We start from the raw sequence: 17,186 nt of genomic DNA, 5'->3' as shown, positions 1-17,186 counted from the left end.
GGATACCACAGTCAAGAAATATCGCTCAACTATTATATACAATCAATACATAAAATAATATATTCAATATTTCTTTCTCCAATTTCTAAAGAGCAAGTATTTTTCAGTCCTACCTTCGCCAGTCTCAGGATTTCGTTGCCATCTGGAAACATCTGACCAGCCGGAAATAACTGGAACTCGTGTGCATCTGCAGTTTGGATGATCTGGACAATCTGGAGCGTCGGGATCACCTCGTTCGTATTGTTGACCATCGAGATCTCCGCATCGATCACAGGTATGAGCTTCAAGAGTAGCAAGCCACTCCCATTCCTCCACACCTGTTTCCGCCATGGCTTTCTCGTTTGCCACCTCAGCTAAATGGGCCGATTCTGTTTGAACTAATGTCGTCATCCGATTACGCAACACAGAGTCAATACCGAACATCATTTCTTTTACTGTCCGATCAATTCCCCATCCGTGAAGTAATGATAGTGACATCGTTTTTGCCAATCGATCCGGAATAGTTTTCAGATGACTTTTCCATATTCTGCTCGAAAAGTTACCGCCTTTCCACGGCTTTGATATTGCGACCTGTAATGCATAACTACTATACCGACTAAAATCCAAAGAAAAAGCACCTTGATCAGTCATCTCATAGATTTGACGGAGATAGCTTTCATTTAATGATTCTTTTAAGTATCCATTCAAAGATGCTTCTTGGCTATTGGCCATCTCAGCAAGTTCGAAGTATAGCTGCCGCTGCAATTGCTCAAGACGACTAATCCTTGACTTGAAATACTCACGATTTAACTCTTGCTCGTAACCGCCAGATTTTGCCTTCTGGCGATATTGTTCGAGCGTCATCGACCAGGTCTTTTGCTCCTTTTTTGATAAAAGGGCCTGCGCTTCTTTGATCGATATCTGATCATTATCGGCGTAGCGTTCCGTCCACCGCCGGATTTCCTTGTACATTGATTTTGAAAGACGTCGATATTCTTTTTGCATCTGCCGGATGTATTCTTGATCACGACGATCGCGATCAATAGAAATCTGCAGGTAACGTCTCTGCCAATATCTCATAGATTACTCCTCTTCTCGATAATCGTCTTCACCGCGAAATGTACGTACTCTTTCTGACTGCAGGTTTGCGATCTCGGTTTCCCAATTTTCTACGATTGGATTCGCTTTAGCTAAGTTTTCTTCACTAGTCACCGGCGCTAACTTGCTAACGATATCAGCTTGTTCGAGGTCGTTATTAATCGCTGATCGCGTCCACGTTTGTTTAATAGTCACATCGGCATTTGCATTCGAGTACTCTAAAATAAAGCGAACTAACTCCGCAAATCCTAATCGGAACTCGGTTTCAAGCATCGACGCTTTAAGTTCAAGTAATGAGTACATGTACTTAAGTGCTGCCCCCGAGTTATTTTGCCCGATGTTTTTTTGGGGGTCTACACCTTGCCCATGGACAAAAATACTTTCCCGAGTTGTTTCTAAGATTTTGGATCTCGCTTCAATAGGAATATCAACTGCTAATGTTTGAACGCCGCCTTTAGCGCCCTGGCCGTCATCTTCAACCTTGATCATCTTGTATTTTTTCAAATCATCGAGGAATTCTTTTTTGCTTTCCCCACCGTAGTTTGTCAAAACGTATATGATCTCTTGTATATCATCGACATCATTTACAAAGCCAGAAAAAACCTTGTCATAGACGTCAATCAATGCTTTGTACATTTCCAAGTCAGGCTGTTGCAGAGGGTTATTTCGCAATGGGATAAACGGCATTTTTGACCAACCGTGTTTATAGGTGTTAGATTTTGATTTTTTTTCGTTGGTGCCAACGTCGACCATATCAAACACGTTATGTTCTTCCAAATCTTCCAATGGTTTGCCTTTTGGTCTTGAGTATGCACTACACTCTTCGTTATTCCAAAATTCATATACAAGATTTACATCACCTTGTTCGTCATAATCTTTGTAAATTCTCAATACCCCTTCAAGTTGATTTGCTAAACGCTTTGAATAAATCGGAATGATTTGCTTCGAATCTATGACGGCGTATCTAAAGAAATTCTGTTGTTTTTCATCTCGCCATACATGCAGCCATGCAACACCAGCATTGCTTGCGTTTATACAAAGATCTTTTGCAACCTTGGGATATACATCCCCTAACAACTTTACGATTTCCTCGTTCAAGTGTTTGTCATCAACGTCAAACAAAGGCGGTACTGTCATTGCATAAGCAGCTTTTTGATTGACAAGAAGCTGATGGAAAGAGTGGCTTATCCGATTGTCAGCGCTTCTCAGTGGATTGTCGGGATCATCATCCTTCAGTTTTTCTGCCAGCGGATTTCGTTTGCGCAAAATATCATTTTTGTTTTGATAGTAAAGTTCAGATTTACGAATTTTTTGGATCCTGGCAGGAAAGCCTTTATAGTTTTCGCTAATTATTCTTTTAACTGTTTCTAAATCCAAGTGGCACCTCCTATTTCATGATTTTCACTTTCGCCGGTTTCTTCATTTCTTCCTCTCGAGAGTAGCGAACAGCATCAATCGAGTGATTGTTCTTGTCAGGATATGATCCTTTAAGGTTGCCGTTAGAATCTCTCTCTAGCTCATATGTCGAAAACTCTCTCTTAGTATTAGGACAGCGATACGGGTCTATAATGATTTCTTCCAGATCTTGCAGCCACTTGATCCCATGTTCGATAGAACCAGGGCCTTTTTTTGCTCCCTTTATCTTCAACCCTAAATCTTTAAACTCGTTATTTGTTCTAGGTTCGGCACTATCAGCTATAACGATTTCATTATCAGAATTTAGCTTCCTAATTGCTGAAACCGCCTTGAGGTTAGATAGTCCCGCTTTGTGAACCTCTCCGAAAATATAAAGCTTACGCCGCGTCTTATCGAAGTGGTTTTTCGTATAATGCATGGGATCCCCGGCGTAACCGTGGTCGATACCGTGCGATACTTTATCAAAGCTTGCAATCTCATCATCAGTGATTTTACGGACGGTGATATTTTTGAATACTTCTGCGCCAGTACCAGTTACCTCGCCTATATACTCATGCCTGTATTTGTCCTCATTCGTCTTTTTGAGGTGTTCTGCCTCTTGGATGAACAATTCCCCTAACCATTCTTTCGGAACAGTCCTGTAATCGCTGTGATGGACAAAAACCTCATCACGAACTTGTTGCTGTTGAATTTCTAGGTTTGTCCAGTTAGTGTTACTTTCCGGCGGATTGAACGAATAGAAGATGGTGATGCCTGCACCACCACGACCCAAGGATTGGTTGATCGTTCTAATTTCAGCCATCGAGTTGAACTCATCGACTTCCTCATACCATATAAATTTTGCATAACCCCTACGGAATTTTGATGCCTTTACCTTTTTAGGCTTTTCTGCACCTTTGAATATAATCCGTTGCCCTGTCTTAATTTTAGTTATTCGTAGTGGCTTGACTGATGCATGATATTCGTCAGTTAATCCAAGAATGTCAATCGCCCAAAGCATTTGTTCATAAACTGACTCTCGAAGTGTTTCAGCTACTTTCCGTAAAACAACAGCATTTGCATTTGTATCCTTTTCAATGCCGAGAATAATTTCAACTGAAATAGCGGATGATTTTGTAGATCCACGACCACCTTTTAACCAATAAGAAGAGTGCAATCCCTCTTTTACTGCTTTGTGAAATGAATAAAATGAAGGAGCCAAGACATCAGTGAGTTTTACATTTTTTTGTGTTACAACTTTAGCCATGCCGATCACCCAATATCGTCGATGATATTGATAACAGTTCCGCCATCATTCTCATCGCCGTCCTTATTGATCAGGGCTTTAGTCGTCTGTGCTTTCGTGTGATCAATCTGAGCATCGATCAATTGACCACGTTTGTCATTCATCGTCAATTCAGCAAGCTGCTTTACTGCTCGCTGCAGCTGAGCGCTGACACGAGTCAGTGCATCCTCGATCGCTAAAATGTCATCGAGTTTTCGAAAGCTTTTTGTTTTCTCTTCCGTTAGCACAAGCTCCGGAACGTCGACCTGGACTTTCCTTCCGAATTTTTTTGATTCGATCAGTGTCTTGCGCCCACGCAGCTCAAAGAGCTGCTCTGTCTCTTTTTCAGTTAGCCCGGCTTCAGCATTTGCGATGCGTTTCATCATACGAACTTGTCGAACTTTCAACAGCCGTATCTCTTCTGAGATCACAAAAAAAGGATCATCATTCAAATTAGAATAAAGATCCTTTTCTTCTTCAGTTAGATATTCAGCAAAGATAGTCTCGTGCTCGCCTGTTTTCAACGCATTTTTGTTACCTGGCGGCGGTGATGCTCGACTATTCCCCTTGTTGCCTTCAGCGTTTTTGTTGCCAGGTGGCGCACCGCCACGTTTGGTAACGTTACTTTTGCGATTGGTAACATTACCTTTCAATTCTTCGGCCCATTTATCCTGCGATTTCCACTTCCGGATTTGCGAATCAGAAACACCTAGCTCTTTTGCAATTTCTTTCAAAAGCTTTTCGCCATTAGATTTCAGCCAAATTTGTTTTGCTTGATCTCTTCTAGGGTCTCGTTGCCTAGCCATTCAATATGCACCACCTCACGATCGCTAATTCAGTTGAGTTTTGTTTTATAAATTGTTTATTTCTTTTATTGTTAATCTACCTTCAAGCATTAACTTATGCATTAAATTTCTACCATGGTTTTCATTGTTCATTGTTTTCCCATATTTCCCCAGTAAATTCGCAACAAGTCCTGCATGCTCAGTTAAGATTTCTTGAGAAGTCTTATCACCATATGGGGAGCAACAAAATGTCAACGAAACATTACTGTCATATAAATTATAATAGTCAAAAATAGACTGAAAATATGAGTAATCCAATACACTTAGTGAATGTCCATAAAAGAAAATGTTTTTCAAGTCATTTTTGTTGTTAATATATACTGAGTCTCCGTTATTTTTGTTGATTTGAACCATTTTTCTAAAGGTTTTCGTATACTTATATATTAGAGAGTTAGGACTGATTTCATCTTGATCAATTCCAAAGATAATGTTATTATTTCTTAGTTTACCGTGAACATTAGTGATCTTACTTCTTAAACAACTTGGCTCAGTGTAATTGAATGATAAAGCTTCAACATCATCAATTGAATTGTCCTCGCCGATTATTTTGCGTATTAAAAGTTCTGATACATAAGAATATTCGTAGGTTTCCAAAATTTTATCTTCTAGATATTTAGAGAATGAAGATTCAAATTCAATTAATTCACTTAATAAAAAGTCATCAAGATTTTTTTTACTCCTGTAACGTTCTTTCGGAATCACATAATAAGCTAATATGCTACATTGAATTAACGATTCTTTTATGCTACTTTTCAACTTACTTCTGATACCTGGAACTCCACTGATCATACGTTGACCTAAATGTGAATAATTTTTAGTTAAATCAAGGTCTTTTAAAATATCTAGCATATTTTGTTCTACATTATGCCAATTTACCAATGTTTTTTTATTTTTTTTCGTTACGAACAGTAAATCCCAGAAAGTAAGTTTCGCGTCTTTTATTAAATTGTAACTACCTTCAGGAACGAGAACTCCGTCATATTCTTGGGCTTCATCAAAAGAAAGTGAACGATAGGTATCTCTTATATCAATATTTTTAAAAAATGACTTTATCTGCTGCTCCACATCTTCAGAGATTCTATTATCAAAGAAATCTTTAAATGTAGACTTAACCCCACATTTTAAGTCAAACCCATTTCCTAATACTATCAAATTTGAACTCATAATTTACCCTCCATATCTATTACTATTATACAAGATAGTTTGATATATGTGGTTAGCTTTCAATATCTTTTAACATTAAATCAGCCTCGATCAATACCTTCAAATCACTAACAGAGTTGAGTTTAATCTCCCCAGACTGCAGGTTCGACAGCCATTTACCCAAAGCTACTCGAATGATTCGCTTGTACTCATCAACTGTTTCAGCTCTCTCTTCTGCCTTTTTTAATTCATATTCAAAATCAAAATCTTCTGTTCCCATTGTTTTGGCACCCCGCATTTGTTAGAATGCTAAAAGATACAGAGGGTATCGAAAGACCACGCGTGGGCATTCTCTGTATCTTCGGGTGTCAAAGCTCGTTGAAAGGGTCGGTGTTAGCGCACCGGCCTCTTTTTATTGCTCTATTAATACTGCAGTCTTGCCAGTAGCGTTTTCCCATCTTTCAATGATCACATCGCAAAAGATTGGATCAAGCTCCATTGTGTAGCAAGAGCGTTGCAATTGCTCGCAGGTCATTAATGTGCTACCAGATCCGCCAAAGAGATCCACGACCACATCTTGACGTTTCGAGCTATTTCTCACTGGAATTGCAATAAGAGATAGTGGCTTTTGTGTCGGATGGTAATATTTAGTTGCGTCATCTTTAGCAATTTGCCAAATGCTTATGTCTGGAATGTCTTGAATCAAGTCATCTTTCCAGACTGTAGTTTGTTTTCTATCCCCGTACCATTCAGGTGCTTGTCTCCGCTTGTATGCATAAAATACTGGCTCATGTTGCCAACGGTACTGACTCCAGCCAAAGGTAGCGTTGTTCTTAACCCAAATACATTGTGCTCGCACATCGATCTCTGCAGCGTTCATCGCATTTTCAAACTCTCGCTGATACGAAGATCCGTGAAAAACATAAATTGCCGCTTGATCCTGCATCAGTTTCGCGTAATTCAGAAAGATTTGCCCTAAAAACCCTACAAAATCATCGTGATCCATATCATCATTAAGAATTTCACCTCGACCGGAATTTGTTAGCTCTTCATTGCTGGACTTTACAGCAACATTATACGGTGGATCTGTTACAACCAAATCCGCTTTTTTGCCTTGCAATAAACGATCAACATCAGTTTGATCAGTCGAATCACCGCAAAGCAAGAAATGATTACCTAGTTGCCACAATTGACCTTGCTTTGTTTTAGGTTCCGGATGGTCTTCAATGTATTGGTTTACGTCAAAATCATCTTCAACAATCGGTTGATCAATGTCTTCCTGATAATCAAAAGCTGCTACTAGATCTTCGACTTCTTCATGATCAAAACCGGTTAAAGTGATCTCTTCTTCTCCGAGTTCTTTTAAGATAAGAGCTAACTTCTCTTCATCCCAACTGCCAGAAATCTTATTGAGAGCCAAATTGAGGGCTTTTTCCTTCTCAAGGTGTAAATCTACGATCGATACCTCTATCTCATCAAATAGGCCCAAATCTCGAGCCACAGCGACGCGCTGGTGACCTCCTACGAGGGTGCCAGTCTGAATATTGAAGATCGGTGGATCCACAAATCCAAATTCTAAGATGGACTGCTTCAATTTCTCGTACTCTTCCATCCCTGGTTTTAAATCAATTCTAGGATTATAATCTGCAGGCTTAAGATCAGCGAGTTTCATTTTTGATATTTTCATAGTTTCCTCCCAAAATAAAAAAGCCTCGATTTAAGAGACTTTTATAGAAATCCTTTCACATAAATGCCAATGGAATCGTTCAAATTAATGCCAAACTTTTTCTCGAAGTTTTGATAAGCTTTCATTTTCTTGTCATGACTTTTAGCATTTGCAATAAGGTCGTAAGCTTTTCTCCACTCTGAATTGTCTTTGATTTTTGTAGCCAATTGTAATGCGTTCATTTGATCAAATCCCTTCGTCTTTTGTTGGTAACATGTTAACTCTGATAAGCAGATCATGTGTTAAAAGGATTGATTAGTATCTTATGAATTTGATGTGAAACCAAGAGAAAAAGACAGCACGAGCGAATTTTGAAATGAGATGATCCACCTCTTTCAAAAAATTGTGCTGTCTTTCTAGTCAAGTTAAGAAGAATAAGCGACGAGGGGACTATGCCCCCTTTCGATTTATGGATTGTTGTGAGTAGTCCAAAACCAGCTCTCCGTTTCTTCTACGCTATTACTATAACCCTTTTAAATCAAGAAATATACACAGGCTTTGAGGTCGCATTTTGTGGCAATGTTAAAATAGGCTTAACTGATCCTGGTCAATTGAATAATAATCAATTTCATCCTGTTTCTTTAATCGATCCTCTCGCCGTGCCTCATACTCATCCACAAATGATAGTGTCTTGCGAATCTCAGTATGCCTTTTACGGATGTACGACACACTGTATCCTGTTTCATCTGCTATATCGTATACATCCATGTCCCCGATATACTTTAACTTTACAATCTGATTGTCTGCTCCACTAAAAGAGTCGATCAATTCCATCAGTTCTATTTTCTCTTTTTCGAGCAGTTCCAGTTCATTCTCAATAATTCTGATGTTTTCTTCCAACGATGATGATCTTGAATTTTTTTCAAGGCGCACGTTTGCCAAGTCACCGTTGACCCATCGATCTAATTCCAACCTACTCTTGTTAAGATTCCATTTCATGAAGAGAATTTGCTCTTCTAGGTCTTGATAATTTTTAAGCCACTGAAATCTCACAAACGCCACCCCTTTTATGGTAAAATAATCATGTCAGTGGTCACTTACCCTCAGGGGAGTGGCTTTTTTTATTTCTTTTTTGCGGTTCCGTTCGCCTCTGCTTTTTGCTGGAGCCGACGTTTTTTCTTTTTCACTTTGGATTTTGTCTTTCCCATTTAAAATTTCTCTCCTAACTCCAATTTGTTTTCTAGCGTGCTAGTGATCGTTTCTAGCGATTTTTTATATTCCTTGACTGTTTGTATATCTGTACCTTCTGCAAGCACGTAGTCACGCTGTATGGCTACGAGAGCTTTCATTAGGTTGCTGTAATGCCCCACAAGTCCTTGCGACTCTCTTTGCGTGCCGTCTTTATCAGTAACCATCAAAATCGATTCCTGATCGTTTCGTCGTACTTTGTTTACAGTGACTTGGTTTGCATCACTAATGATTCGATAATCAAGAACTTTCATGTTCAGCATCGTGCTGACCTCCTGTTGTCATATTTTTACGAAATAGGCAAAGTATTAACATTGCACATGTTGATATAATATTTTTCAGCTATTTCGTCGGATTGTGTATCATACAAACTTTTTTAAAATTAATGTTTTAGTATAAACGTATGATTTGATAGCATCATAGTGATTTTTTTCTTATAGTGGTTGTTCTCTCATCCATGGTGTATACTTAAGTCAGTCCTTATTTTAAGGAGAGTGATGTCCTATGACAAAACTTTTGAACAATACTGTATCTTATTCGGAAGTAGTGCATTTTTAGGCTTACCGGCCAAAAACGGGTTGATGATTGAGTTCGTCCCCGTATGCTTAAAGTCTTCAAGATTTAAGAGTGTACGTTCTGATCAAGCTCGCAGTGCTGGAAGTATAACCAGTAAAAGAGTTTGAGTTGCCCACGACTGAAGATTATAAAAAATTTACAAGGGCTATTCCTGTGGTGCGGGAATAGCTTTTTTATATATTGAATATACTTTTAATCAATTTGGTTATTTTGTTGGATAACGGACTAAACTAAAGCCCCATCGAGAGCCAATAACGTTGATTTATTGTCATTAATGCAACTAAAAACCTGATTACCTGCCTCATGAAGACCTACTGGCTCGCCTGTCTCTTCACTCACTGTATTCGAAACTTTTGTAATGGCAACTGTCGTCTCAAGTTCTTTCATACTAGCCATAAAGTCCCCTTTATCTTCTACGTCACACACTACTTCTTCATAAAATTCCATACAATTCCCTTCATTTTCAGCTGCTACAATTGCAAAATACGGGTCATTAATTTCAAAAAATTTCATTTGTTATCTTCCTTTCTAGTTGTGTATTTCTGTCACTTACTTGCTTTCCATTCCCTTGAATGTTAGTTCCTCGGTATTTGATCGCGCAATCTGCATGTTGAATTCTCCAATGACCGTTTTTCCTTTCAAAATGCTCTTTACCTTTTTCAACGTATCCACTACAACGATAGCAGTAACCCGGATATTTATTTCTCATTGCTTCCCCCCTATTTTTTACTTCTTACTCTTAGGAAAAAGTCATTCATCATTTAATGCTTTTTTACAAATAATTACGGCGACTACAATAACGATCACGCAAAAAACAAAACCAATTACTGATAGTTCGTTCATTCGTTTACCTCCGTTGGTTCAATTTCCTCGAACAAAATAGCGTAGTCATCAATTTCAAGAATATCCGCAATTTCTTGGACACGTCGCAACATAATATTTGCAGTTTTATTTTTCGCTGCAGTCGTCTTTCCGTTAACAAGTTCCGACATTTTGATGTTTTTATTTTCCGCATGCCAATGGACATTTGTCCAAAAAACCTCAATAACTCCTTTTTTGGTGCTCACGTTCAAGATCCCTCATCTCTTTTTTAACTGCTAAGCCATTTCTGTTACATACCGGGCAGCTTTTCGCTACTGCCCGGCCATATTTATCCTTCATCCAAATTATTCGCTCACCTTTACATCTCAAACAGACCATTTTGATATCCCTAATCAGTATGGGTCTGCTTCGTCTTCTGGTGGCTCATTTCCACATGGATCAGATTGCCCTAACAGATCACCGTCTGCTTCGTCTTCTGAGGGGTTTTCTTCCACCTTTGCCTCATCATCCGTTTTATCGGTTAAATCTTCACTAGCTTCTTCTGAGGACTCAGAATCTTCGGTTTCTTCCGAATCATTATCTTGGAATATAACCTCATTGCGTTTCTTGTCCCAAGCAGCTGCATACGGAGCATAGTATTCACGAGCTTTCTCAAGTTCGTTCAATACAGTAAGTGCTGACATTTCGTAATCTTCCGCAATTTCTTCGATTGCTTCACCGTCTTCGATTCTGATCAGTACGCTTCGAGGGTTGATATTGCCTGGAAACTCAAGTGATTTCGCCGCTCTGATAAACTCGTCAACGATTTCTTTTGTTACTTCAAAAGGTCGATTCTCGATATCAATGTTTCCTTGATCATCGACATCAAGCTGTGTTTGTTCTTTTTTGACAAAATCGATTGTGCCGTCATTGTTAACAACGTATTCCTGAGTTGGAGCATTAGTACTCTTATCGAAAGGAATCGAATAACGGTAATATTCCGGGATTATGGTGAGATTCACAGTTTTTCCGGAGAAACGTCGTAGGTCATCATATTTTCCGTCAAGTGATCGGTTTTTCACCTCAAGTGTAATTTTTGTTAAGTCCTCGCTGGCAATATTGATTGATTTGATGGTTGGTCTAAATTCTAGTGACATTTATTTGTCCTCCTCTGACATACTTTTATGATTTTTAAATAAGATTTGTCTTTTATAATTCTGTAAATAACGCAATTGCTGTTTTGCATATCCAGTATCTGAACAACAATTCAATCGATGAAAAACATCATTCAACACTTCAACCGGAAAATCATTTTCAGCAATAATATGATTTATTTCTGCTTCAACTTGAGCTACTTCTTCGTTCACCCAATCCCTCCTCAAAATAAAGTTTCTTGAACAGCAGATATTTCAAAGATGCTGATTTCTATTCGCGGTTCTTTTGAGTAATACTTACTGACCGATAAATCGACTACTTGGCCATCATCCTTCCAGATAATGCCTTTGCATGCATCAAGCGGCCCTTTTGCGTAGTTATCCGCATCTGGTTTGGTTCTAGGTCTTAGTAGCTTCGCCTCAGCCAGATCAGCCTTCTTTTTGCTGAAACTCTTTAACGATCCTTTGTAAACGTCGATTTTTACGAACAAATCTCCTTCCAAAGGAGTGGATGGTTTAACTCTTGATGCATGCGTAGCCACTAATTTTTTGTATGCTACTGATTTTGGTGGATCATACGCACGCATAAACGGCTTCGTGGTGAATTTAGGTCGCCCTTGCGGTACTGGCTCCCCTGGCACTGTAAAGAAAATTTCCATTTACTCAATCCTTCCTTGTCCTATTAAGTTCTTTATTTATCCCTCTTAAATAATCGTCAAAAGTAAGTCTTACCCATTTGCCAGTTTCATAAACACTTGGATACAAAAGGAAAATAAAGAATGGTCTTAAATAATAGACAAAACGTTTTTGTGCTTCTGTTTCTGGGAGTTGATTTACGTTCTCAGCTTTTAATCCCTCCCTAGCGAAGTTCAAACTGATTAAATTCTCTTGTTCAGTTGTGGCTGAAATTAATCGTTCGACTATACCTAAATAGTTCATAGTTCCCTCCGTTTTCAGAATGGCAAATCGTCATTCGCTCTTTGCATCAGCTCAGCTTCTTTTTTAGCGTTATAACCTTCTGGATCATCTAACCATTCTGGAACAGGTTCAGATCGTGTCGGCTTTTTCCAAGCACCTTTTTTTTGCTTAAATTCGGAATCAATGTTTTCAACATCAGTTAACGTCTTAACACCACGACTATCCCAATTTTTCAAAATGTTCTCAGTGTATTTGAAATTGTTAGCTGATTTAGATCGCTTCAAAGCTTCTATGACCAATTCTGGTGATAGATCTTCACACCACTGCTCTAAATTCTGAAAAACAAATGAATTTATCATCCCGAAAATTGATTCATAGATTTGAATGATTTCTTGCAAAGGTGAACTTTCATCATGTATGTTATTATTCTTTTCATTCTTATCATTCTTATCATTCTTGTATGTGGACACTTGCTGGACAGTTGATGGACGACCGCTGGACACTTGTTGGTCACTCGACTGATACTCATCCCAGTTTTTTATTGATATAACGCTGTATTTCGTAGTTGATTTGATGGACAACATTTCTTCGTTCTCGAATTTTTTTAACCATCTCCATAACGTACGCCCGACAACTTGTTGGTCAAGCGGTACTCCCTCATTGAACTCTTTCTCAATAACGGCGCGCCCTGTGACGAATTGACCGCTGGACACGTGTATTTCTTGTCCGTTAAAAATAAATCGACTTTCTTTGTGACTAGCTTTGGTCAAACATAAGATCCAAAGTTTCAACATGTTTGAATTGGTCCAAACGAATGAACTAGTCACCTTGCGATAAAGTTTTATATAGCCTACGTTCATTCGATCACACCACCTAAGCTATATAAACAGGAACGCCGACAAGCTTTTGCGTTTCCTCTTTAAATTTTTGTTCATGACTATTTGCATCTGATAAATGCAGCAGCCAAACTTCTCGCAGCCGATCACTTTTGTTTGATTTGATAAAATCGAGCGTCCGATCAAAATCGAAGTGACTTTCAAGTAGCCGTTCCTTGCGTTTGAGATCGAAGCCTTTGCTCATTTTCTGATCAACGATATCTTTCGAGTAGTTCGCCTCGACCATCATGTGCGTCACATTTGGGAAACGATACTTTACGTAATAGGAATCCGTGATAAAGATGAGTCGATCGCCTGAAGTATTATCGATTAAAAAACCTGCAGGTTCTCGTACGTCGTGTTGGATCTCAAAAGGTGTGACATACCAAGTACCGATTTTTTGAGTTTGTTTGTACTGCAGTTCTTTGAATCGATAACCATGGTGGATTTTCAGCTTCAGGACCGGATCGTCAAACATGGCATCAATAGTACCGTGTGTCGCAAAGACATCAACTGCAGTTTTATCGATCAGGCTACTGATATATTTACAGTGATCTCGATGCTCGTGGGTGATCAACGCACCTGCAACCTTAGAAAAGTTGTGTCCCATTTGTTTTTGCACTTTTTTAAATTGGACACCGCACTCGATGATCAGTTGGGAATGGCCATCATCTATTAGATAGCCATTCCCACTACTTCCTGATCCGAAAACTTCTACTGAAATCAATATGGATCTTCCTCTCCGAGATCAAAATGAGTTTGGGCTGATTGATCATCAACATACTGTCCTTCTTGAATTTCTCCATCATCTGAGATATTCGCTGGTCGTTCAACAGGATCAGGGTCTAGGATTTCGGTATTTGCATTTTGGTCGATTTCTTCGATTATTTCCGCTTCTTTTCGCTCCGATTCATTTTGAAACTCATTCGCGGTTGTGTTATTTATCGCATCGATTAACAAATCACTGTCATCACTAGTGTTCACGAATGCTTTTGCTGCCCTATTTAAAACAGTCCGTTTGGCCATTTCCTGCGGAAACTTATTTTGTACGTTTTTTGTTTTAGCTTGGCTCCACGAAGCATCGATCTCTTTTTTTGTCATAGTAGTTAGGGTTTTGATACCATCAGATCGCTCAATGATACAGTATGCGCCAATGATCGGATTGTCACGATTGAGAAATGATGTCTTGTGATCTTTTAATGTTTCCCGTCCATCGATGATCTCGACATCAAATTGATCTCCCTCATAGATTATGTTTGCCCAAACGTCTTTTACGTTACTCAGTCTTTTTAGTACCGCTTGCGTCCCAAAGTAAGATCGTGTCATTTTTAGTTGACTTCCGTATGGAACGAAGTAGCATTGTGTTTTTGCCGGACTCAGTCCCTGGACAACCATATCCAGCAATGAATTAGCAATTGACTCTTTTGAACATTTTTCTAATAAGTTGCCCCCAGAGGCATTCGTCATTGCAAAAAACGCAGATTTTAACGCATTTGCCGGACTATAATTCTGAGGTAAAGCAAGCCCTTCTTGTTGCATTGCTGCAACCTTGTGATTCACTGTATCAGTGATATCTTTCTGCAAAACTGCAGGTGTATTTTGATTTGTCATTCTTCAATTCCCCCATACTTTTTTTCCAATTCTGATTTAAGTTCGGATTTCCGCTTTTCTAGTTCAATTCGTGTGATCAAAATAATGTTTTTTGTTAGGTCTGTGTATTTGTTAAGCACTCCGTTGAAAGCAAAGCGTGCATCATAGCGATACCCTTCCCAAAACAAGCCAAATGCGTGATCAGGTTCATCAGCATCAATATCGGTCTCCATGAACGCTAACTCTTTTTCTAAAGTTGCTATCTGTTCTAGCTCGTCATATATATCCATTAAGCGAAGTCTTTTTTGGTTTAGAATTTCCAAATCCATTACATTACCTCTACTTTCAAGTTTTTATTTTTGGACACACGAAGTTCGATCATTTGAGAATTGATCTGGTGCAGATTATTTACCGATTCTGTATTATCGACAAATACTGGAACGCTCAAGCCAAACTCTTTGCTTAAGGTGTTGATGATGTCCAAATCACAATTGATCCGAGCACCGGTGTTCAAACTCGTTCCATACTCAATGCCGTTGTAAGTCGCCTCGCAAACTTCCTCAAGACCGCCATTTTTCAGGATATTAAACAATTTAAATTTGACGAGTTCAAACTTGCTGTTGATTGACTCTTCTAGAAAGCTGACTTTTTTCCGGGTAAATTCGTCGAGAAGAAATAGTTCACGTTCTACATCTTGATTCTGCGCCTTCAAAGCTGCATCTTCTTTTTTAAGTTCTTCAATGCGGTTTTCATAATCCGATAGACTGGCCAACCGCTGAAACTTCGCTTGTGCTTCTGCAATAAGTTGACGCTTTTGACGAATCTGTTCTTTTAGCTCCTGTTCTTCAACTGCAGTATCAGTAGTTGCATTCAGGATCTTTTGCTGAACAATCTTTATTTGATCTTGAATTTTTTTATAAGGATCCGTATCTTCGAATTTCTGTGTCGAACTTTCGATGAATACTAGCTCTGCATTGATTTTATTGAGCGTTTCCTCCGCTTCCGCTAGCTTTTGTGATAACCGCTTATACTCGTTTACAATTTCAGCGAGTTCCGTCTCTGCAGCGTTTCTACGATCCCTAGCTGCCTTGCCTTGCGCAACGTTCTCTTCCATATTTTGAGATCTCTTTTGTTCAAATGTAGCAACCATAGTTTTAACTTGATCAGCAGGCAATTCTTGCGCACAGGTTGGGCAGACTTTTTGATGCTCATCAAATGTTTGGTTTTTTAATGCGTAATATTCTTTCAAGTGATTCTCGAGAAAGACGGCCATTTCATCAATATGGGTGGATAGAAGGCTCTTTTTATGTTCGGCCTCAGCTACCAGCGATCGAATTTCGTTGACAATCCGCTGCTGCTTGTTCAGATCGTCTTGCAGGGATCGCGTCTCCATGTTGGTACTGGATAAATAAGCCGATTGCGCTTCTGCTAGCTTGATTTTCAAGTTTGATAGCTCTTCTTGGTGATCAAGCGCCGCATTACCTGCAGCAATAGTATTCAATTTGCTTTGCAGCTCCGATACATCTGCCTCGTATTCAAATACTTGTTCTTGGATCTCGTCTGCAGATTGATCACCGATACCGGCTTTTGCTTTTGCAAACATTTCAGTTACCTCTTGAATCCGTGCTGGCAAGCCATCGATTTGCCGCTTGATCTCTTTCTTTCGAGATGCAAGCACTTTGCGGTAATCATCAATTGAATACTCCTTGATGATTTTTTCGATAGCTTTCAACGCTGGATCTTTGGCAATGATTTCTTCATCAGTCAATCCAGTCATATTGACCAAGATTTCTCGGCGGTTTTTCCAGTTCATCTTCATGAAAAATGTGGAGTCAAACAGCATCTGCAGAATATTTTCAGCACCCAGTGTTTCTAGATGTGCCTTCCACTCCTTTTCCATTTTCGGCACTCCATCAATTGTGTACTTCGTTGTATCATTGCCTCGGACTTTTTCTAATTGCCCTCGCGGTGTATTCCATTTTTCTTCTTGCACGCGTTTCAATGAAACTTCATTACCGTCAATGACTAATACAGCTTCAACAGTCGGCTCTAATCCAAGTTTTTCTTGATTGTGTTCATCAAGTGGTTTAGGATTTAATTTTGCGCCTCGTGTATCTTTCCCAAATAGCAGCCATAGCAGAGCATCGGCCAATGTCGTCTTTCCTGATCCGTTCTGGCCACTGACAGTCGCATTTTTTCCAAGTGGCTCAAAAACAAATGATTCAAGTCCTTTGAAATTTTTAAGTGAAATTCGGTTCAACGTTATTTTTTTCATTAAAAATCACCTCGAAAGAACGCTGCTAGTTTTTCAGTAAAGTCATCTTTTTCAGTAAAGTCATCAAGTTGATCATGTAAATCCTCTGATTCCGGCTCTGGTTCCAACTCAGAAGCTCTAAGTTTACATTTTTGACAATTACAAGCTTTTACAAATTTTCCCCATTGTTCAATTTGATTCGCAATAACAAGCTCGATTTGTTGATTTTTACCGACTTGCGCTAATGAGCAAACACCCTTTTCGTCAAGAGCTGATAATGACAAAGTTACATCTTCCTTTTGACACTCCAATGCTAGTTCTTCGATCATATTTTGAATTTTTTTGTTCATGATGTTATA

Annotated in this window: 23 protein-coding genes; all 23 read right to left on the bottom strand. The window is 39.0% G+C overall.

Features of this window, described 5'->3' with window-relative positions; all coding sequences use genetic code 11:
- Positions 1 to 63 precede the first annotated feature (63 nt).
- A complete protein-coding gene (locus tag A5882_RS11265) occupies positions 64 to 1,059 on the bottom strand; it encodes a minor capsid protein (RefSeq protein ID WP_086372768.1) in 996 nt (331 codons plus the stop codon).
- A gap of 3 nt (positions 1,060 to 1,062) precedes the next feature.
- On the bottom strand, positions 1,063 to 2,454 hold the full coding sequence (locus A5882_RS11260; RefSeq protein ID WP_086372767.1) for a phage portal protein: 1,392 nt from the start codon (positions 2,452 to 2,454) through the stop codon (positions 1,063 to 1,065).
- Positions 2,455 to 2,464: 10 nt separating this feature from the next.
- Positions 2,465 to 3,739 carry a PBSX family phage terminase large subunit gene (locus A5882_RS11255; RefSeq protein ID WP_086372766.1) on the bottom strand — a complete coding sequence of 425 codons (1,275 nt, stop codon included), beginning with the start codon at positions 3,737 to 3,739 and terminating at the stop codon, positions 2,465 to 2,467.
- Between the two features lie 5 nt (positions 3,740 to 3,744).
- Positions 3,745 to 4,563: a phage terminase small subunit gene (terS, locus tag A5882_RS11250; protein ID WP_086372765.1), complete on the bottom strand. Its 819-nt coding sequence runs from the start codon at positions 4,561 to 4,563 to the stop codon at positions 3,745 to 3,747.
- Positions 4,564 to 4,608: 45 nt separating this feature from the next.
- On the bottom strand, positions 4,609 to 5,766 hold the full coding sequence (locus A5882_RS11245) for an AbiH family protein (RefSeq protein ID WP_086372764.1): 1,158 nt from the start codon (positions 5,764 to 5,766) through the stop codon (positions 4,609 to 4,611).
- A 52-nt stretch (positions 5,767 to 5,818) separates the two neighbouring features.
- Positions 5,819 to 6,025, bottom strand: a complete 207-nt coding sequence (locus A5882_RS11240) for a hypothetical protein (RefSeq protein WP_086372763.1) — start codon at positions 6,023 to 6,025, stop codon at positions 5,819 to 5,821.
- A gap of 132 nt (positions 6,026 to 6,157) precedes the next feature.
- Entirely contained in the window at positions 6,158 to 7,432 is a 1,275-nt protein-coding gene (locus tag A5882_RS11235) for a site-specific DNA-methyltransferase (protein ID WP_086372762.1), read from the bottom strand.
- 41 nt (positions 7,433 to 7,473) lie between these two features.
- Positions 7,474 to 7,653 carry a hypothetical protein gene (locus A5882_RS11230; RefSeq protein WP_086372761.1) on the bottom strand — a complete coding sequence of 60 codons (180 nt, stop codon included), beginning with the start codon at positions 7,651 to 7,653 and terminating at the stop codon, positions 7,474 to 7,476.
- Between the two features lie 340 nt (positions 7,654 to 7,993).
- The gene (locus tag A5882_RS11225) at positions 7,994 to 8,464 is read right to left on the bottom strand and encodes a hypothetical protein (protein WP_086372760.1); all 471 of its coding nucleotides are present in this window, start codon (positions 8,462 to 8,464) and stop codon (positions 7,994 to 7,996) included.
- 155 nt (positions 8,465 to 8,619) lie between these two features.
- Positions 8,620 to 8,922, bottom strand: coding sequence for a hypothetical protein (locus tag A5882_RS11215; protein WP_086372759.1), 303 nt, complete (start codon positions 8,920 to 8,922; stop codon positions 8,620 to 8,622).
- Between the two features lie 538 nt (positions 8,923 to 9,460).
- Positions 9,461 to 9,748 carry a hypothetical protein gene (locus tag A5882_RS11210; RefSeq protein ID WP_254908482.1) on the bottom strand — a complete coding sequence of 96 codons (288 nt, stop codon included), beginning with the start codon at positions 9,746 to 9,748 and terminating at the stop codon, positions 9,461 to 9,463.
- Positions 9,735 to 9,944, bottom strand: a complete 210-nt coding sequence (locus A5882_RS11205) for a hypothetical protein (RefSeq protein WP_086372758.1) — start codon at positions 9,942 to 9,944, stop codon at positions 9,735 to 9,737. The genes A5882_RS11210 and A5882_RS11205 overlap by 14 nt, the downstream gene beginning before the upstream one ends.
- A 130-nt stretch (positions 9,945 to 10,074) precedes the next feature.
- Positions 10,075 to 10,302 (bottom strand): hypothetical protein, encoded by a 228-nt coding sequence (locus tag A5882_RS11200; protein WP_086372757.1) that lies wholly within the window; start codon positions 10,300 to 10,302, stop codon positions 10,075 to 10,077.
- 147 nt (positions 10,303 to 10,449) lie between these two features.
- The gene (locus tag A5882_RS11195) at positions 10,450 to 11,193 is read right to left on the bottom strand and encodes a hypothetical protein (protein ID WP_176462021.1); all 744 of its coding nucleotides are present in this window, start codon (positions 11,191 to 11,193) and stop codon (positions 10,450 to 10,452) included.
- Positions 11,194 to 11,403 carry a DUF6877 family protein gene (locus A5882_RS11190; protein WP_086372756.1) on the bottom strand — a complete coding sequence of 70 codons (210 nt, stop codon included), beginning with the start codon at positions 11,401 to 11,403 and terminating at the stop codon, positions 11,194 to 11,196. It lies immediately after the preceding gene.
- An 11-nt stretch (positions 11,404 to 11,414) separates the two neighbouring features.
- A complete protein-coding gene (locus A5882_RS11185; RefSeq protein WP_086372755.1) occupies positions 11,415 to 11,849 on the bottom strand; it encodes a RusA family crossover junction endodeoxyribonuclease in 435 nt (144 codons plus the stop codon).
- A 4-nt stretch (positions 11,850 to 11,853) separates the two neighbouring features.
- Complete coding sequence (locus tag A5882_RS11180; RefSeq protein WP_086372754.1) at positions 11,854 to 12,129, bottom strand: hypothetical protein; 276 nt, start codon at positions 12,127 to 12,129, stop codon at positions 11,854 to 11,856.
- A gap of 14 nt (positions 12,130 to 12,143) precedes the next feature.
- Positions 12,144 to 12,968 carry a DnaD domain-containing protein gene (locus A5882_RS11175; RefSeq protein WP_086372753.1) on the bottom strand — a complete coding sequence of 275 codons (825 nt, stop codon included), beginning with the start codon at positions 12,966 to 12,968 and terminating at the stop codon, positions 12,144 to 12,146.
- Between the two features lie 13 nt (positions 12,969 to 12,981).
- Positions 12,982 to 13,710, bottom strand: coding sequence for an MBL fold metallo-hydrolase (locus A5882_RS11170; protein WP_086372752.1), 729 nt, complete (start codon positions 13,708 to 13,710; stop codon positions 12,982 to 12,984).
- Complete coding sequence (locus A5882_RS11165; RefSeq protein WP_086372751.1) at positions 13,707 to 14,594, bottom strand: recombinase RecT; 888 nt, start codon at positions 14,592 to 14,594, stop codon at positions 13,707 to 13,709. The genes A5882_RS11170 and A5882_RS11165 overlap by 4 nt, the downstream gene beginning before the upstream one ends.
- Complete coding sequence (locus tag A5882_RS11160; RefSeq protein WP_086372750.1) at positions 14,591 to 14,902, bottom strand: hypothetical protein; 312 nt, start codon at positions 14,900 to 14,902, stop codon at positions 14,591 to 14,593. The genes A5882_RS11165 and A5882_RS11160 overlap by 4 nt, the downstream gene beginning before the upstream one ends.
- The gene (locus A5882_RS11155; RefSeq protein WP_086372749.1) at positions 14,902 to 16,848 is read right to left on the bottom strand and encodes an AAA family ATPase; all 1,947 of its coding nucleotides are present in this window, start codon (positions 16,846 to 16,848) and stop codon (positions 14,902 to 14,904) included. The genes A5882_RS11160 and A5882_RS11155 overlap by 1 nt, the downstream gene beginning before the upstream one ends.
- Entirely contained in the window at positions 16,848 to 17,177 is a 330-nt protein-coding gene (locus A5882_RS11150) for a hypothetical protein (protein ID WP_086372748.1), read from the bottom strand. Before A5882_RS11150 ends, A5882_RS11155 begins: the two co-directional genes overlap by 1 nt.
- Positions 17,178 to 17,186: the final 9 nt, after the last annotated feature.

The sequence above is a fragment of the Enterococcus sp. 4E1_DIV0656 genome (assembly GCF_002140695.1).
GTDB lineage: Bacteria > Bacillota > Bacilli > Lactobacillales > Enterococcaceae > Enterococcus_D > Enterococcus_D entomosocium.
This window is presented reverse-complemented; position numbering and strand designations above follow the sequence as displayed.

What these genes read in the sequence shown, in the direction of transcription:
- A5882_RS11230 (WP_086372761.1), bottom strand. Translation starts at nt 7,653, where the DNA reads ATGAACGCATTACAATTGGCTACAAAAATCAAAGACAATTCAGAGTGG.
- A5882_RS11235 (WP_086372762.1), bottom strand. Translation starts at nt 7,432, where the DNA reads ATGAAAATATCAAAAATGAAACTCGCTGATCTTAAGCCTGCAGATTAT.
- A5882_RS11160 (WP_086372750.1), bottom strand. Translation starts at nt 14,902, where the DNA reads ATGGATTTGGAAATTCTAAACCAAAAAAGACTTCGCTTAATGGATATA.
- A5882_RS11210 (WP_254908482.1), bottom strand. Translation starts at nt 9,748, where the DNA reads ATGAAATTTTTTGAAATTAATGACCCGTATTTTGCAATTGTAGCAGCT.
- A5882_RS11165 (WP_086372751.1), bottom strand. Translation starts at nt 14,594, where the DNA reads ATGACAAATCAAAATACACCTGCAGTTTTGCAGAAAGATATCACTGAT.
- A5882_RS11245 (WP_086372764.1), bottom strand. Translation starts at nt 5,766, where the DNA reads ATGAGTTCAAATTTGATAGTATTAGGAAATGGGTTTGACTTAAAATGT.
- A5882_RS11195 (WP_176462021.1), bottom strand. Translation starts at nt 11,193, where the DNA reads ATGTCACTAGAATTTAGACCAACCATCAAATCAATCAATATTGCCAGC.
- A5882_RS11215 (WP_086372759.1), bottom strand. Translation starts at nt 8,922, where the DNA reads ATGCTGAACATGAAAGTTCTTGATTATCGAATCATTAGTGATGCAAAC.
- A5882_RS11255 (WP_086372766.1), bottom strand. Translation starts at nt 3,739, where the DNA reads ATGGCTAAAGTTGTAACACAAAAAAATGTAAAACTCACTGATGTCTTG.
- A5882_RS11155 (WP_086372749.1), bottom strand. Translation starts at nt 16,848, where the DNA reads ATGAAAAAAATAACGTTGAACCGAATTTCACTTAAAAATTTCAAAGGA.
- A5882_RS11185 (WP_086372755.1), bottom strand. Translation starts at nt 11,849, where the DNA reads ATGGAAATTTTCTTTACAGTGCCAGGGGAGCCAGTACCGCAAGGGCGA.
- A5882_RS11175 (WP_086372753.1), bottom strand. Translation starts at nt 12,968, where the DNA reads ATGAACGTAGGCTATATAAAACTTTATCGCAAGGTGACTAGTTCATTC.
- A5882_RS11240 (WP_086372763.1), bottom strand. Translation starts at nt 6,025, where the DNA reads ATGGGAACAGAAGATTTTGATTTTGAATATGAATTAAAAAAGGCAGAA.
- terS (WP_086372765.1), bottom strand. Translation starts at nt 4,563, where the DNA reads ATGGCTAGGCAACGAGACCCTAGAAGAGATCAAGCAAAACAAATTTGG.
- A5882_RS11205 (WP_086372758.1), bottom strand. Translation starts at nt 9,944, where the DNA reads ATGAGAAATAAATATCCGGGTTACTGCTATCGTTGTAGTGGATACGTT.
- A5882_RS11150 (WP_086372748.1), bottom strand. Translation starts at nt 17,177, where the DNA reads ATGAACAAAAAAATTCAAAATATGATCGAAGAACTAGCATTGGAGTGT.
- A5882_RS11265 (WP_086372768.1), bottom strand. Translation starts at nt 1,059, where the DNA reads ATGAGATATTGGCAGAGACGTTACCTGCAGATTTCTATTGATCGCGAT.
- A5882_RS11180 (WP_086372754.1), bottom strand. Translation starts at nt 12,129, where the DNA reads ATGAACTATTTAGGTATAGTCGAACGATTAATTTCAGCCACAACTGAA.